Raw genomic sequence first — 13,298 nt, 5'->3', positions numbered from 1 at the left:
GGTCACCCTTCGTTCGTCGTGAGCACGGTGACCGTCTCGCCGTAGTCGGGGGTGGCGACGATGCCGCGTTCGTCGGCGATGAGGACCCAGTGCTCGTCATCCCCGCCGACGTAGGCGAACGCTTCCGGCGTGCCCTGCACCATCGCGCGTTTGACCCAGGAGCGGCCGTCGGAGCTCCAGATCTGCCCGGTGACGTCGACGCCGACGAACCCGCCGCCGTCGTCGGCGACGTCGACGAGGTAGAGCGGTGGGGCGCCCTCCACCCGGTCGAACGTTGCGCCGCGGTCCTCGCTCATGAGGAACCCGTTCGAGGTGGTGGCGTACAGCCGGTCCGGGTTCGTCGGGTCCGCCGCGAGGTCCCGCAGGTCGATGGCAGCCTGCTCCTGCCAGCTCGTCCCACTGTCGTCGCTCACCCGGATGACGCCGGCGGTCGCGTCGTACCCGTACACGCGCGTCTGTCCGTCTGGGAGCGGGACGGTGTCGAGGTCGTGGAAGTCGACCTCGCCGGACAGCGACACGCTCTCCCAAGTGTTCGCCCGGTCGGTGCTGCGGATGAGCCCGAGGTTCGGGGTGGGAAGCTCGGTCTGCTCGCCGGGGGCGGGATGCCCGGACGCGTACAGGAGACCGGGGCCGGCGACGGTGAACCCCATCGTGTCCTGGCTGTTCCCCCCGATCTTGCGCGGGGCGCCGGTGGAGGCGGCGTCCTCGGCCGGGTAGGAGCCGGGCAGCTGGTCGGTTGGCAGCAGCCACACCCCGTCGTGGGTGGCGGCGTACGTCTCCCCGGATGCGGGGTCGAGGCCGAGTCCGTGCACGTGCCCGAGCGGGTCGGACGGGGTCGCGGGGTCGCTGCCGCCGGCGGCGCACCCGGTCAGGGTGAGCGCGAGCGCTGCGCCGGTGAGAACGATGCGGGTCGGCTTAGCCAAGGGTGATTCCTCTGTTGCTCATGAACGGTTCTGGGTCGATTCGGGCGCCGTCGACGCGGACCTCGTAGTGCAGGTGGCAGCCGGAGGACGCCCCGGTCGTGCCGACTTCGGCGATGTTCGCTCCGGCGGGCACCCATTGACCGGGGGAGACCAGCAGTGCACTGTTGTGCGCGTACCCGGTCTGGACCCCGTTGCCGTGGTCGATGAGGACCCACAGCCCGTAGCTACCGAGCCAATCCGCATACACGACGGTGCCGCCGGTTGCGGCGTAGACGGACCGGCCGCAGCCTGCGGCGATATCGGTGCCGTAGTGGAACGCGCCGACTCCAGCGACGGGCCGGTTCGGGCGGGGACCGAAGGAGTCGCTGATCCACCCGGAGACCGGCAGCGCCCAGCCCTGGTCGCTCAACTGCCCCGAGTCCAGGCCCCCGTCCCCGCCACCGCGTGCGGCTTCGGCGGCCCGGCGGGCGGCTTCACCCTTCTCGTAGTCGGCCTCGGTGGCTTCCCGGTTGTCGGTGAGGACGGCCAGCTGCGCCTGCATGGTCGCCTCGTTCGCCTGCTGGTCGACGAGTTTCCGGTTCGCTTCCTCGCGCGCGGCGATGGCTGCAGCCAGGGCGTCTTCCGCCTGCTTGGCGAGCTCGCCGAGCAGGCTCTGCGCGAGGCGGGCCTGCTCGGTGAGAGCGTCGGCGGTGTTCCTGTCCGCGTCGGCGGCCTGGTAGACGAGGGAGATGCGTTCGGTGAGTTTGTCCATCGACGCGAGGCGGGCCAGCAGGTCATCGGCGGCGCCGGCGTCCATGAGCATGGTCAGGGTCGGGTCGGATGCCCCGGTCCGGGCCATCATCGCCGCGAGCTGCCCGGCGGTCCGACCGGACGCGTCGGCCCTGGCGGCGGCGTCGTCGGCTTCGGCCTGCAGGGTGTCCGCCTTGTAGGTCGCTTCGTCGAACTTGCCCTGCGCCATCTCGTACTCCTCGCCGCGACGGCTTGCGAGCTCTTCGGCGGCGCGCGCCTCGGCGGTGAGGGAGAGGATCAGTGCTTGCAGCTCGGCGATCTGCGCCTGCTTCTGCGACTCGGATGCCCGCGCGTTCTGCACGTCCTGCCAGGACGGGTAGTCGCTCGACGCGGTCGCCGGGGCGAGGCCGCCGCTCAGGGTGAGCAGGAGCGTGACGGAGAGCGCGACGCCGCCGAGCACCGGCCGGGCAGCGCGGGTCATGGGACGACCCGTTCGGTCAACCAGGCGACGGGATCGGTGGGGGTGACCCCGTCGAGGAGGATCTCGAAGTGCAGATGCGGACCGGTCGACTGGCCGGTGTTGCCGACGTTCCCGACAAGGTCGCCAACAGCGACCACCTGCCCGACCGAGAGGGCGAGGCTTCCTTCCCGCATGTGCGCGTACACGCTGCTGACCTGTTCGCCGTCCACGATGTGGTCGATGACGGCGTACACGCCGAGGCCACCGTTGTCGACGGCGGACACCTCACGGACGACCCCGGCGGCGATGGCCTGGATGGGGGACCCGTCACCAGGGTTCATGTCGATGCCCTTGTGGAAGCTGGAGCAGCCGGCACACGGCGGTACACGGGGCCCGAAGTCGGTACTGATCGGCACGCCGGTCAGGAACGGCCACTGGATGGCGCCGGAGTAGTTCACGAACGTCGACGCGGTCTGCGCGTAGTCGCCAGTGGTGGCTGCCTTTCCGGCGACGTACGAATCGACCTCGATGGAACTGGCGGTCACCCCCGAACCCACGATGAGGTCCTGGGATTCGCCGCCGTCGGTCTGGGTGACCGGGATCGCGTACGCCCGCCGGGTGGGGTCGACGGCCATGGCGGGGATCGTGACGCTCACCAACATCAGGGTGGCCGCCGTCAGTGCGAACGCGGGCGCGAATCGACGCTTCGGTCGGGCCCCGGCGGTGCGGGTCGCGGGCGCGGCTGCACGTGTCGGGGCGGGCGCCGGTGGGGCAGGGGAGTAGGTGCTGCGCCGGCGGGGGCGGGAGCGTTCGGCTTCGCGGAGGGCGCGGCGGGTCATCGTCGAGTGCTCAGCCATGGCGGCTCACCGACGTGCAGGGGGAGAGGGTACGCATGTTCAGTCCTTGAGATCCGTGGGATGGGGTGGGACCCCTCGGCACGTGAGGGGCCCCACCTTTCCTGGACGCGTGAGCGAGGGGGCCGTTCGCGCGCCCGGTCTGGGGGTCAGAGGCTCGCGAGGAGCTCCTGCATCGTGGTGATCTCGTCGGTCTGCGTGTCGATGATGCTCTGAGCCATTGCGATGGCGCCGGTGTTCTTGCCGCCGTCGACCTCGGTCTGGGCCATCTCGATGGCACCCTGATGGTGGGCGACCATCTGCTCGAGGAACAGCTTGGCGGCGTCCGCGCCAGTCGCGGCTTCCAGTGCCGCCATGTCGTCGTCGGACATCATCCCGCCGCCGTGGTTCATCCCGCTCATGGGGGATTCGTCTTCGCCCCATTGGTCCAGCCACTCGCGGAGCTGGTCGATCTCGGGCTGCTGAGCGTCCTTGATCTTGGTCGCGAGCTCGGTGACGCGCGGATCGACGCCGTCCTTTTGGAGGAGCATGTCGCTCATCTCGATGGCTTGCTCGTGGTGGGGGATCATCATCTGCGCGAACATGACGTCCGCGTTGTTGACGCTCGCCGCTTGCGAGTCGGAGGCTGCCGGCTCGGAGCCCATGTCCATCCCGGGCATGGACCCGCCGGTGCAGCCGGCAAGGGCGAGCGCGGTCGCGGCGGCGGCGGCGGTCAGGAGAAGTTTGCGTGCACGAAGCATCAGTTTCGTTCTTTCATCGTCGGAGTGGTCGAACCGGGACCGCCGACGGGCGCGGCGAAGCCGCACCGCACATCGGCGGGAGACGGGTTCGGTTCAGGTCCGGCTGATGGAAAGAACGACGAGGTCGGGTCGAAGGGTGTGCGAAGGGACCGCGTTGCGCACGGCCCGCACCAGGCGCCCGCCGGCGTCGAGGAGCGCCTGGAACATGCCAGGCCGGTGAGCGAAGACCACGAGCGCGGCGAAGGTGAGCAGCATCGCGCAGCCCATCACCATGAGGGCGCAGTCCATGACACCCTGCATGCAGTCGTTGTCGCAGTGGAGACCGCCGGACACCATGAGCGTGTCGGCGCCGTCAGGGGCGGTCGCGTGGGAGTGTGCGCTGACCGCGCTCACCTCGGCGAGATTCGCGTGCTCGGCTCCGGCGGAATGCATGGCGAGCAGGCCGACCACGATGGCCGCCATGCCCAGGGTGCTCAGCAGGGTGTTCCGGAGCAAGCGAAAGCGCGGCAGCGGCATGGAACGGAGCACGTTCAGCATGCGGCGCACCTCCTCCACGCATCGCGCACCACGACTCGCCAGTCGCGAATACCCCCACAGCGTACCCCAGAGGGGTCTTGGTGAGCCTGAGAGTTTGGTGACGGGGCGTACGGCGTGTCCGGACTCGAGGCTTGACCGCTATACCCGGGAGGGGTATAGCGTATACCCCTATCAGGTATTCGTGAAAGGAACGCACATGTCACCGTCAACGACCGGCACCCCACGCCGGTGGCTCGGGCTCGCCCTCATCGCCGCAGCTCAGTTCGTCGTCATCATGGACACGTCGATCATCGGCGTCGCACTCCCGGACATGCAGGCTGCGCTCGGGTTCTCCCCGGAGTCGCTGTCCTGGGTGTTCAACGCCTACGTCATCGCCTTCGGCGGCCTGCTCCTCCTCGGCGGGCGGCTCTCCGACCTCCTCGGCGCCCGGAAGATGTTCATCACCGGCTGGGTGATCCTCGCCGCCGGATCCGTCCTCGCCGGCGCCGCCGGGAACGTCGCCGTCGAGATCGCAGGACGCGCCGTCCAAGGTGCCGGCGCCGCACTCATCGCCCCCGCCGCGCTTACCCTGCTCATGGCGCTGTTCGGTGGAACCTCGGACCTCCCGAAGGCGTTCGCGGTGTACGGTGCGGCCGCTCCCATCGGCGGCACCGCCGGAGTGTTCCTCGGCGGTGTCCTCACCGAGTACGCCAGCTGGCCCTGGGTGTTCTACATCACCGTGCCCATCGCCGCCCTCGTGATCCTCCTCACCCCGGTGGCATTGCCCGCCATCGCCGGCCAGCAGGGCTCCGTTGACATCCTCGGCGCCGTCACCGGGACCGCGGGACTCGCTGCCCTCGTCTACGGCATCGTCAGAGCCCCGGAGGCCGGGTGGGCTGCCGCCGAGACCGTCATCGCGCTCGGCGCCGGCGCGGTCCTGCTCATCCTGTTCTTCATCGTGCAGGCCCGCTCGCGACAGCCGCTCCTGCGCCTCGGCATCTTCCGCGCCCCGCAGCTCGGGGCAGCGAACGTCGCCCAGCTTCTGCTCGGCGGCGCCTGGGTGCCGATGTGGTTCTTCCTGAACCTGTACCTGCAGCAGGTGCTCGGCGCCGGCGCGTTCGCCGCAGGAGCAGCGCTCCTGCCGATGACGCTCCTCATCGTCCTCGGGATGACGCTCGTCGCGCCGCGCCTGCTCGCCCGGTTCGGCGCCAAGGCGCTCATCGTCGCCGGGTTCGCATTCCTCGCTGCCGGTCTCGTCTGGCTGGCGTTCGCCCGCCCCGACGGCAGCTACGTCGTGGACGTGCTGCCTGCCTCGCTTGTCGCCGCGTTCGGGATGGCGCTCGCATTCGTGCCCTCGCTCGGGACTGCCATCGGGGCCGCCCGCCCCGAGGAGACCGGTGTGGCCTCGGGACTCGTGAACACCAGCTACCAGATCGGGTCCGCCGTCGGTCTGGCTGCACTCACCGCGTTGAGCTCGACCATCACCGCCGGAGGGAGCACCGCGGAGGACCTCACCGCAGGGTACGCGGCCGCGTTCATCGGCGCAGCAGCCGTCGCGGTGCTCGGCGGTATCCTCGCCGCCGCCACCCTCCGCGGGCGGGCCGCAACCGCAGAGCCGGAACTGGCCACGACCACCGCGTAGGCATTCATGCGGCGAAGGAGCGCGGGATTACCACCCGCGCTCCTTCGCCATGCGCTGGTAGTCCTCGACCGACTGCCCCATCATGCCGGCCCGCATCTCCAGGAGCAGCTCCTTCTTGCCGCGCCCATCAACCTCATCCAAGAGGTACCTGATCTGCGCGCCGCGGGAACGCCTGCGGTCACTCTCCTTCATCGCTTGCCGCAGTTCCTCGTCCGTCGGCACCCGGCCGAGCCGCTCGGCCGCCTGCCCACGGACGTACTCACGGCCGTTGTGCGCCGCGTTCACGCACTTCGCGCACCACTCGCGTTCGATGACATCCAGCGTCGTCAACGGCTCCCCGTACAGGTGATGCCCGACCGGGACGTATCCCTCCTGCCAGATGCTCGACGTCCCGACGTGCGTGCAGCCGAACGGGCTCCCGAAGTGCTTGACCGTGCCCCCGCCACCGGATGAGGCCACCGCCGTCGGATGCGGACGGAGGATGCAGTACAGACGAGGCTCATCCCACACATCGGGAACGAGAGCGTGCACCACGAGCTCATCCCGTTCGCACCACTGACAGAACCCGGCGGCACGGAACGTCTCAGCGACGGCCGCGGCCGCGGCGACATCCTCGACCGCCGGGACATGAGGGCCGGAACGAAACAGACGTTCACCGGCGCCCGCAGGCTCAGCCGTTTCCTGCTTCTCGAAGCCGGGCTGCCCCCAGCTGCTCGAACGCAACCAGCACTGGTCCTCCCGCCCCCACAACACGCGGACCCCACTGCGTTCGCTTCGCAGCACAACCGCGTACAGCTCAGCAAGCACCGGAGGAATCAGCGAAGGCGCATCGGCGGGCATGACTCATTCTCACGCTGCGCCACCGACGTGGACCCCACCCACAGGCGGAGTGTCGAGCGTCCCGTCGCTACGCCGAACTCATCCGATTGGCGACATGACGAAGCGGGGTGCCGTCCTGTCGGGTAGCACCCCGCTTCACCACGATCAGCTGGCGAGGGCCGGCTCGCGCTCCGACGCGGCGGCTTGCGTCGGGCGGGTGCCGTCGGCGATGCCGCGGAAGCTGCGGAGCCTCAAACTGTTGCTGACGACGAACACCGACGACAGCGCCATGGCCGCGCCGGCGACGAGCGGGTTCAGCATGCCGAGCATCGCGACCGGGATGGCTGCCACGTTGTACGCGAACGCCCAGAACAGATTCGCCTTGATCGTCGCAAGCGTGCGCCGGGACAACCGGATGGCGTCCACGACCGCGATGAGGTCGCTTCGGACCAGGGTCAGGTCGCTCGCCTCGATGGCGACGTCCGTTCCGGTGCCCATCGCGATCCCGAGGTCCGCGGTCGCCAGCGCGACCGCGTCGTTCACCCCGTCGCCGACCATCGCGACCACTCGGCCGCGCGCCTGGAGCTCCGCGACGACATCCGCCTTCTCCGCCGGGAGGACCTCCGCCCGGACCTCGTCGATGCCGACCTCGGCGGCGACCGCGCGAGCCGCCCGCTCGTTGTCACCGGTGAGCAGAATCGGGGTGAGCCCGAGCCGCTTCATCTGAGCGACCGCTTCGGCGGAGTTCGCCTTCACCGTGTCGGACACGGCGACCACACCGCGAGCCTTCCCGTCCCAGGCGACAGTGACCGCGGTGCGGCCTCGCCCTTCCAAACCTCTGCTGATGGCGGTGAGTTCCTCGGGCACGTCGATGCCCCAGCTGCTCGTCAGCCACGCCGGTCGTCCCACGACCACCAGGTGCCCATCGACGACCGCCTGCACGCCGAGGCCCTGCTCGGAGGCGAACGACTCCAGCCCGGGCAGCCCGCCCAGGCGCGCCTGCGCCTCCGCGGCGATGGCCGCTGCGATGGGATGCTCCGAACCGGCTTCGGCGGCGCCGGCGAGCCGGAGCACCTCGGACTGGTCTTCGCCACCGGCGGGGATCACGTCCGTGAGCGACATCCGCCCCGTCGTGACCGTGCCGGTCTTGTCCAACACGATGGTGTCCACCCGACGAGTCGACTCGAGGATCTGCGGCCCCTTGATCAGGATCCCGAGCTGCGCACCCCGGCCGGTACCGACCAGCAGCGCCGTCGGAGTGGCCAGGCCGAGCGCGCACGGGCAAGCGATGATGAGCGTCGCGACAGCCGCGGTGAACGCCACCTCGGGGCCGGCGCCGATGAGTAGCCACACCGCCAGCGTCCCGAGCGCGAGCGCGATGACGATGGGCACGAACACCGCGGACACCCGGTCGGCGAGGCGTTGCACCTCGGCCTTCCCGGTCTGCGCCTGCTCGACGAGCCGAGCCATCACCGCGAGCTCCGTGTCGGCGCCCACGCGGGTGGCGCGGACGATGAGCCGGCCGCCCGCGTTGATGGTCGCCCCGACCACGTCATCACCGGGGCCCACCTCCACCGGCACGGACTCGCCGGTCAGCATGCTCGCGTCGACCGCGGAACTGCCCTCGACGACCTGACCGTCGGTGGCGACCTTCTCCCCGGGGCGGACGACGAACAGGTCGCCGACGACGAGGCTCCCCGCAGGCACCCGGACCTCGATGCCGTCGCGGAGGACGGTCGCTTCCTTCGCACCCATCTCGAGGAGTGCGGTGATCGCGGCGCTGGATCGCTTCTTCGCCCGCGCCTCGAAGTACCGGCCGGCGAGGATGAACACCGTGACCGCGGCAGCGACCTCGAGGTAGATCTCGTCGCTGCCGTGCCCGGGTGGAGTGAACAACGCGAACGTCATCGTCATGCCGGGCATCCCCGCCATCCCGAAGAACAGCGCGTACAACGACCAGCCGAACGCGGCCAGCACACCCACGCTGATCAGGGTGTCCATGGTCGCTGCCCCGTGCCGGAGATTCACCCACGCGGCCCGGTGGAACGGCCACGCGCCCCACACCGCCACCGGGGCGGCGAGGGTGAGCGCAAGCCACTGCCAGTTCGTGAACTGCAGCACCGGGATCATCGACATCGCCACAACCGGGGCGGTCAGCACCGCCGAGATGATCAGCCGACGCCGAAGCGAGACCACCTCGGCGCTCATCTCATCACGCGGTGCTTCGGCGTCATCGGCCGGGACGGGCGGAGCGGGTCGCGCCGCCGTGTACCCGGTCGCCTCGATGGTCGCGATGGCGTCGTCCACGCTCAACCCGTCGGGCAGGGCGATACTCGCCTTCTCCGTGGCGTAGTTGACGGTCGCCTCCACGCCGGGCATCCGGTTGAGCTTCTTCTCGATGCGGGTCGCGCAAGACGCGCAGGTCATCCCACCGACGTTGAGCTCAACCTGCTGCGCGCTCATCGTGGCAGGGCGGCGAGCTCGTAGCCGGCCTCGTCGACCGCGGCCGCGACCACGTCGTTGTCGAGCGTACGGTCGCTGCCGACCCGCACGCGGGAGATCCCGCCGGCGACCAGGTCGATGTCGACGTTCGTGACACCCTCGAGCTGGCTGAGCTCCTTGGTGACACTGGACACGCAGTGCGAGCAGGTCATTCCCTCGACGCCGTACTCGGCGGTCACCGCGGCCGAGCTGTGGCCGTGCTCGTGCCCGGAGTGGTCATGCTCGTGGCCGGCCGTGGTGTCGCAGGTGCAGGTGTCGTGGTTGCCGTTGCTGTCGCACATGTGGAACTCCTAGTTGTCGGTAGTACCCCCGTGGGGTACGATTAACTATACCCCCACCGGGTAGGGTGTCAACCCTGGAATGAGAGGATGTCAGCATGGAGGGCACGGCCATGACGCACACTGAACACGCGACCCACGGATACATCACCGACAAGGGTGACTACCTGCGGCGGCTCAAGCGCATCGAAGGGCAGGCGCGCGGGCTGCAGAAGATGGTCGACGACGAGAAGTACTGCATCGACATCCTCACCCAGGTGTCCGCGATGACCAGTGCGCTCGAAGCCGTCGCGCTCGGACTGTTGAACGACCACCTCACCCACTGCGTCCTTGTCGCGGCCGAGGAAGGCGGCGACGAAGCCGAGCAGAAGCTGAAGGAAGCCTCAGCCGCCATCGCTCGTCTCGTGCGTTCCTGAATCCCACCGATGGTCGGACCCCGGTGTTAAACTCCGGGAGACCCAAGGGGCCAAGATGACGACGACTGCTGCACGGCGCGGGACGCGCTTCCGGTATGAGGCCGACATGCTTCCGGCGCTGCGTGCTGCCATCCCCGAGCTGGCGTTCGGCCGCGAGTACCGCGCCGCGGTCGAGACCTACCGCGAAGTCCCGGCCGTGCATGGGATCCCGGACCTCGCGGCGATCCGGTTCGATGAAGCCGCACTCGCCCGCCGCGACCAGGCCGGGATCACCCCGCTCAGCACCGATGTCGAAGTCCGTGCCGTCCTCGCGCTCGGGCAGGAGGCACTCAACCTCGGCGAGCTCGCCGAACGGATGCGCGCGACGCGCGATTACGTCCGCCGTGCCGTGCTGCCGCTGCTCGAAGGGGAGAACTGGGTGGTCCGCACGGACGATGGACGCATCCGGCGGCACCCGGACGCGCTCTGGGCTGCTCGGCGCGTGGTCACCGTGGAGGCGAAGCTCCGCGACTGGACCCGTGCCGTGGCGCAGGCCCGCCGGCAGCGACTGTCGGCGGACGCGGCCTATATCGCGGTGGACCACGCAGCGACGGCAAGCATGCTCGCCGAGCTCGACGCCATCGCGGCCAACGGCATCGGGGTCATCACCGTCGGCGCCGACACCGGGCGGTGCCGCGTACTCGTACGACCGCAACGGGTGCTCACCCGAAATCAGACCATGGTCGGTCGGATGCTCATCGCCGAACGATGCCTCGACATGCGCGCTCGTGGTGAATCGGACGGCCAGATCTACCCGGTGTTCGGGTGGACGGCACCGATCAGCTGAGCAGGTCCTCCCACGCATCCAGATGCTGCGGCCGGTTCTGGCCGGAAGGCTGGTCCAGGCGCCGCAACCCGTCGAGGAACGACTTCGCCGACCGCACCCGGCGAAGCGCGACCACTGACGGGCGCCTGGCGTTCAGTTCTGCCTGCAGGGCCGCCGCTGCCATCAGGTAGTGCAGCCCGTTGAGGTCGTGCGCATGACCGTGGGTTTCCAGCTCGAGTGAGAACGGGCTCTCGTAGTCCTCATGGCCGTCGAGCTCGCGCAGCCGCAGGTATTCCTGGTACTCGACGGTGTGCAGCAGCGCCCAGTCGAAGTAGCGCGGGACCCGGGGCGGTGGCCGCATGCCCTTCCGGCCGCCCATCACGCGTGGTTTCGAGAATGCCTGCTCACCCCACGAGGTCCCCGTGGAAAAGCCGGTCGCCCCGAGCGCAGACGCCACCCAACCGGTGAGGCCGGTGCCCGGGAGCAGCAGCGTACGGTCCTCGACCGCGGCGGTGGTGGCGAGTTCCTTGTACCCCTCGAGGATCGCGGGGTCGGTCAGCTGGCCGTACCGCACTTGGATCTCCGGCCAGTAGAACCTGAGATACCAGTTCTTCTCGGGGCTCTCCACCATCTCGTGGAGGAGCTTCCCGCGAAGACCCGGGTCGGAGAGCCAACGCCCGTCGAGTGTCAACGACGCGAACATCGGTCGGTCCTCAGCGATCTCGCGACTCTCGGAGACGAACGTCATCGCTCGAGCCAGCGACTTCGTTGCCTCGACCTCACTCACCCACCCGCTCGCGGACAGCAGCGCGGATGCTCCGTGGTCAGCCTGGGCCTTCAGCACGGAACGAACCCACCGGTTCTTCGGCCGGTCCGGAACCGTCGCGAGGTACTCCCACTTGGCGGCGTACCCGGTGAGGGGGCCGGCGCCCTCCCAGCCGGACCCGGGAGCGCGGTGCAGTTCCGGGTCCGCCAGCCGGAGGGGCACGTTGCGGTGCCCCTTGAGGTACCGTTCGACGATGTTGGACCGCTCGTTCGGGAGCCGGGCGATGGTCCCGATGCCGAGCGTGTCTCCGTGCAGGGTCCCGAGAGCTCCGAACACCTCACCGAGGCGCTTCGCGTTCTGCACGCCCTTGTGGACGAGGAACACCGGGACATCGCCGGCGAGAATCTCCGTCAGCGGCGCACCTACTTTGCCAGCTGCCATCACCAGCCCATCCTTTCGATATCCGCGAGAGCACGTTTCGCGCTGCCACGCCGGTACTCCTCCTGCTCCAGGAGACGAAGGATCAACCTCTCGAGGTCCTCGGGCAGCCCGTCTGGCAAGGGCCTCGGCGGCCCGACGACGATGTCTGCGAGGTCATCGACCGTCAGGCCGGTCGCGTCATCGAAGTACGGGAACCGGCCGGCGGCCAGCATGTACAGCACGACGCCACACGCCCACAGGTCCGCGGACTTCCGTGCCGGCTCGCTGCGCAGCAGTTCCGGCGCCATGTACGGCGGCGTGCCCACCGGGCCGGGACCGATGGTGAAGCTCGAGTCGGCGAGTCGTTTCGACAATCCGAAGTCGATGAGGACGGGCTGATCCCATCGCCCGTCACGCAGCACGATGTTCGCGAGTTTGACGTCCCGATGGATCACCTCGTGCCCGTGCAACGCGTCGAGAGCGGTGATGAGTTCCCGCGCGAACACGCAGAGCTCATCGCTGGAAGGATGCCGCCCGGCAACGATGTGGGATTCGGCGTCACCGCCCGGGACATGCTCGAACAACAGGCCGATGCGGTGACCGCCGGTCAGTTCGAACGCGCGAACCTCCAGCAGCTCCACGATCTGGGGGATCCGCACGAGCGTCAGCCCGTGCACCTCCCGCCGAACGAGGTCGGGGTTCACGCGTTCGGCGTGCAGCACCTTGACCGCCACCGAACTGCGGACCCCCTCCACGTCGACCCCGTCGACGAGCCACGTCTCCCCGAACGTGCCAGCGCCGAGCAGCGTCGCGCCGGCGCCGTCCAAGGCCCCGGCCAGCTCATCTGCGTCGATGGTGTCCGCCACAATCCCTCCCCGTCCATGCACATGCATGGTCAGAGGATGCTAACCCGTACCGGAGCACCGGACCCGGTTCTGACTTCGCCCGCGTGGGCGTCCGCGCACGGGCTGCGTCGTGACCGAAAACGGCTGCTGACCACGGCTGGTATGGTCGCTGGGGCGTGCCATACTGGGGGTAGACGCCGTGGCCCGACCATCCATCGCCCCCTCGAATTGGGGGATACTTGTCGTCCTCCCGAGACGCGAAGCTGGCCGGACTGCAGCGATGCACGATGAGAAGGGGGCCGACAGTGGGCGGAAGCGTGGACAGTCTCCCGCATGGTGAGCAGGTCAAGGTGCTGGACCAGATGTCGGACACCTTCGTCAAGGTCATCGGCGACGCCGACGAGCCGTTGAGCACCGCTCAGGCGCTGAAGCAGGTCGCGGAAGAGATGAACATTCTCGTGTCGGAGGCGAAGTACGGTCTGACCTACGCGAAGACCGTCGGACGGGTGCGGCTGAACCAGTCCACCATGCGCCTGACCACCCCCGCTCGTTGACGATTCCGCGCCCGGCCTGGCAGGAGGGC

Annotated in this window: 14 protein-coding genes; 4 read left to right on the top strand and 10 right to left on the bottom strand. The window is 69.2% G+C overall.

Translation table 11 applies throughout. The features are described from left to right. Positions 1–2: 2 nt before the first annotated feature. The 5 genes from ROT00_RS07430 to ROT00_RS07410 form a co-directional block, all read right to left on the bottom strand. The gene (locus ROT00_RS07430) at positions 3–923 is read right to left on the bottom strand and encodes a F510_1955 family glycosylhydrolase (RefSeq protein WP_404773650.1); all 921 of its coding nucleotides are present in this window, start codon (positions 921–923) and stop codon (positions 3–5) included. Then, positions 916–2,112 (bottom strand): M23 family metallopeptidase, encoded by a 1,197-nt coding sequence (locus tag ROT00_RS07425; RefSeq protein WP_404773649.1) that lies wholly within the window; start codon positions 2,110–2,112, stop codon positions 916–918. The genes ROT00_RS07430 and ROT00_RS07425 overlap by 8 nt, the downstream gene beginning before the upstream one ends. A 17-nt stretch (positions 2,113–2,129) precedes the next feature. Then, complete coding sequence (locus ROT00_RS07420) at positions 2,130–2,768, bottom strand: M23 family metallopeptidase (RefSeq protein WP_404773647.1); 639 nt, start codon at positions 2,766–2,768, stop codon at positions 2,130–2,132. A gap of 347 nt (positions 2,769–3,115) precedes the next feature. Continuing rightward, positions 3,116–3,706 carry a DUF305 domain-containing protein gene (locus ROT00_RS07415; RefSeq protein ID WP_404773645.1) on the bottom strand — a complete coding sequence of 197 codons (591 nt, stop codon included), beginning with the start codon at positions 3,704–3,706 and terminating at the stop codon, positions 3,116–3,118. Positions 3,707–3,799: 93 nt separating this feature from the next. Beyond that, positions 3,800–4,243 (bottom strand): hypothetical protein, encoded by a 444-nt coding sequence (locus tag ROT00_RS07410; RefSeq protein ID WP_404773643.1) that lies wholly within the window; start codon positions 4,241–4,243, stop codon positions 3,800–3,802. A 196-nt stretch (positions 4,244–4,439) separates the two neighbouring features. Here ROT00_RS07410 and ROT00_RS07405 point away from each other — a divergent pair, with 196 nt between their 5' ends. Further along, on the top strand, positions 4,440–5,864 hold the full coding sequence (locus ROT00_RS07405; protein WP_404773641.1) for an MFS transporter: 1,425 nt from the start codon (positions 4,440–4,442) through the stop codon (positions 5,862–5,864). A gap of 27 nt (positions 5,865–5,891) precedes the next feature. On the opposite strand, the gene ROT00_RS07400 is transcribed toward ROT00_RS07405, so the two are convergent. From ROT00_RS07400 to ROT00_RS07390, 3 genes are all read right to left on the bottom strand, one after another. Then, positions 5,892–6,704 carry a hypothetical protein gene (locus ROT00_RS07400; protein WP_404773639.1) on the bottom strand — a complete coding sequence of 271 codons (813 nt, stop codon included), beginning with the start codon at positions 6,702–6,704 and terminating at the stop codon, positions 5,892–5,894. 144 nt (positions 6,705–6,848) lie between these two features. Then, a complete protein-coding gene (locus tag ROT00_RS07395) occupies positions 6,849–9,146 on the bottom strand; it encodes a heavy metal translocating P-type ATPase (RefSeq protein WP_404773637.1) in 2,298 nt (765 codons plus the stop codon). After that, a complete protein-coding gene (locus ROT00_RS07390) occupies positions 9,143–9,466 on the bottom strand; it encodes a heavy-metal-associated domain-containing protein (RefSeq protein ID WP_404773635.1) in 324 nt (107 codons plus the stop codon). Before ROT00_RS07390 ends, ROT00_RS07395 begins: the two co-directional genes overlap by 4 nt. Positions 9,467–9,561: 95 nt before the next feature. On the opposite strand from ROT00_RS07390, the gene ROT00_RS07385 reads away from it, so the two are divergent. Next, complete coding sequence (locus ROT00_RS07385; RefSeq protein ID WP_404773633.1) at positions 9,562–9,879, top strand: metal-sensitive transcriptional regulator; 318 nt, start codon at positions 9,562–9,564, stop codon at positions 9,877–9,879. Positions 9,880–9,934: 55 nt separating this feature from the next. Next, positions 9,935–10,705, top strand: a complete 771-nt coding sequence (locus ROT00_RS07380; protein ID WP_404773631.1) for a hypothetical protein — start codon at positions 9,935–9,937, stop codon at positions 10,703–10,705. Here the strand turns inward: ROT00_RS07380 and ROT00_RS07375 are convergent. Next, positions 10,698–11,891, bottom strand: a complete 1,194-nt coding sequence (locus tag ROT00_RS07375; RefSeq protein ID WP_404773629.1) for a hypothetical protein — start codon at positions 11,889–11,891, stop codon at positions 10,698–10,700. The genes ROT00_RS07380 and ROT00_RS07375 overlap by 8 nt on opposite strands. After that, positions 11,891–12,736: a serine/threonine-protein kinase gene (locus ROT00_RS07370; RefSeq protein ID WP_404773627.1), complete on the bottom strand. Its 846-nt coding sequence runs from the start codon at positions 12,734–12,736 to the stop codon at positions 11,891–11,893. The genes ROT00_RS07375 and ROT00_RS07370 overlap by 1 nt, the downstream gene beginning before the upstream one ends. Positions 12,737–13,020: 284 nt before the next feature. On the opposite strand from ROT00_RS07370, the gene ROT00_RS07365 reads away from it, so the two are divergent. Beyond that, positions 13,021–13,269 (top strand): hypothetical protein, encoded by a 249-nt coding sequence (locus tag ROT00_RS07365; protein WP_404773625.1) that lies wholly within the window; start codon positions 13,021–13,023, stop codon positions 13,267–13,269. Positions 13,270–13,298: the final 29 nt, after the last annotated feature.

Origin of the sequence: Agromyces mediolanus (assembly GCF_044917495.1) — a bacterium.
GTDB lineage: Bacteria > Actinomycetota > Actinomycetes > Actinomycetales > Microbacteriaceae > Agromyces > Agromyces mediolanus_B.
This window is presented reverse-complemented; position numbering and strand designations above follow the sequence as displayed.

Coding starts and splice junctions, on each gene's coding strand:
- ROT00_RS07415 (WP_404773645.1), bottom strand. CDS start 3,706: ATGCTTCGTGCACGCAAACTTCTCCTGACCGCCGCCGCCGCCGCGACC.
- ROT00_RS07410 (WP_404773643.1), bottom strand. CDS start 4,243: ATGCTGAACGTGCTCCGTTCCATGCCGCTGCCGCGCTTTCGCTTGCTC.
- ROT00_RS07405 (WP_404773641.1), top strand. CDS start 4,440: ATGTCACCGTCAACGACCGGCACCCCACGCCGGTGGCTCGGGCTCGCC.
- ROT00_RS07400 (WP_404773639.1), bottom strand. CDS start 6,704: ATGCCCGCCGATGCGCCTTCGCTGATTCCTCCGGTGCTTGCTGAGCTG.
- ROT00_RS07395 (WP_404773637.1), bottom strand. CDS start 9,146: ATGAGCGCGCAGCAGGTTGAGCTCAACGTCGGTGGGATGACCTGCGCG.
- ROT00_RS07390 (WP_404773635.1), bottom strand. CDS start 9,466: ATGTGCGACAGCAACGGCAACCACGACACCTGCACCTGCGACACCACG.
- ROT00_RS07385 (WP_404773633.1), top strand. CDS start 9,562: ATGGAGGGCACGGCCATGACGCACACTGAACACGCGACCCACGGATAC.
- ROT00_RS07380 (WP_404773631.1), top strand. CDS start 9,935: ATGACGACGACTGCTGCACGGCGCGGGACGCGCTTCCGGTATGAGGCC.
- ROT00_RS07375 (WP_404773629.1), bottom strand. CDS start 11,891: ATGGCAGCTGGCAAAGTAGGTGCGCCGCTGACGGAGATTCTCGCCGGC.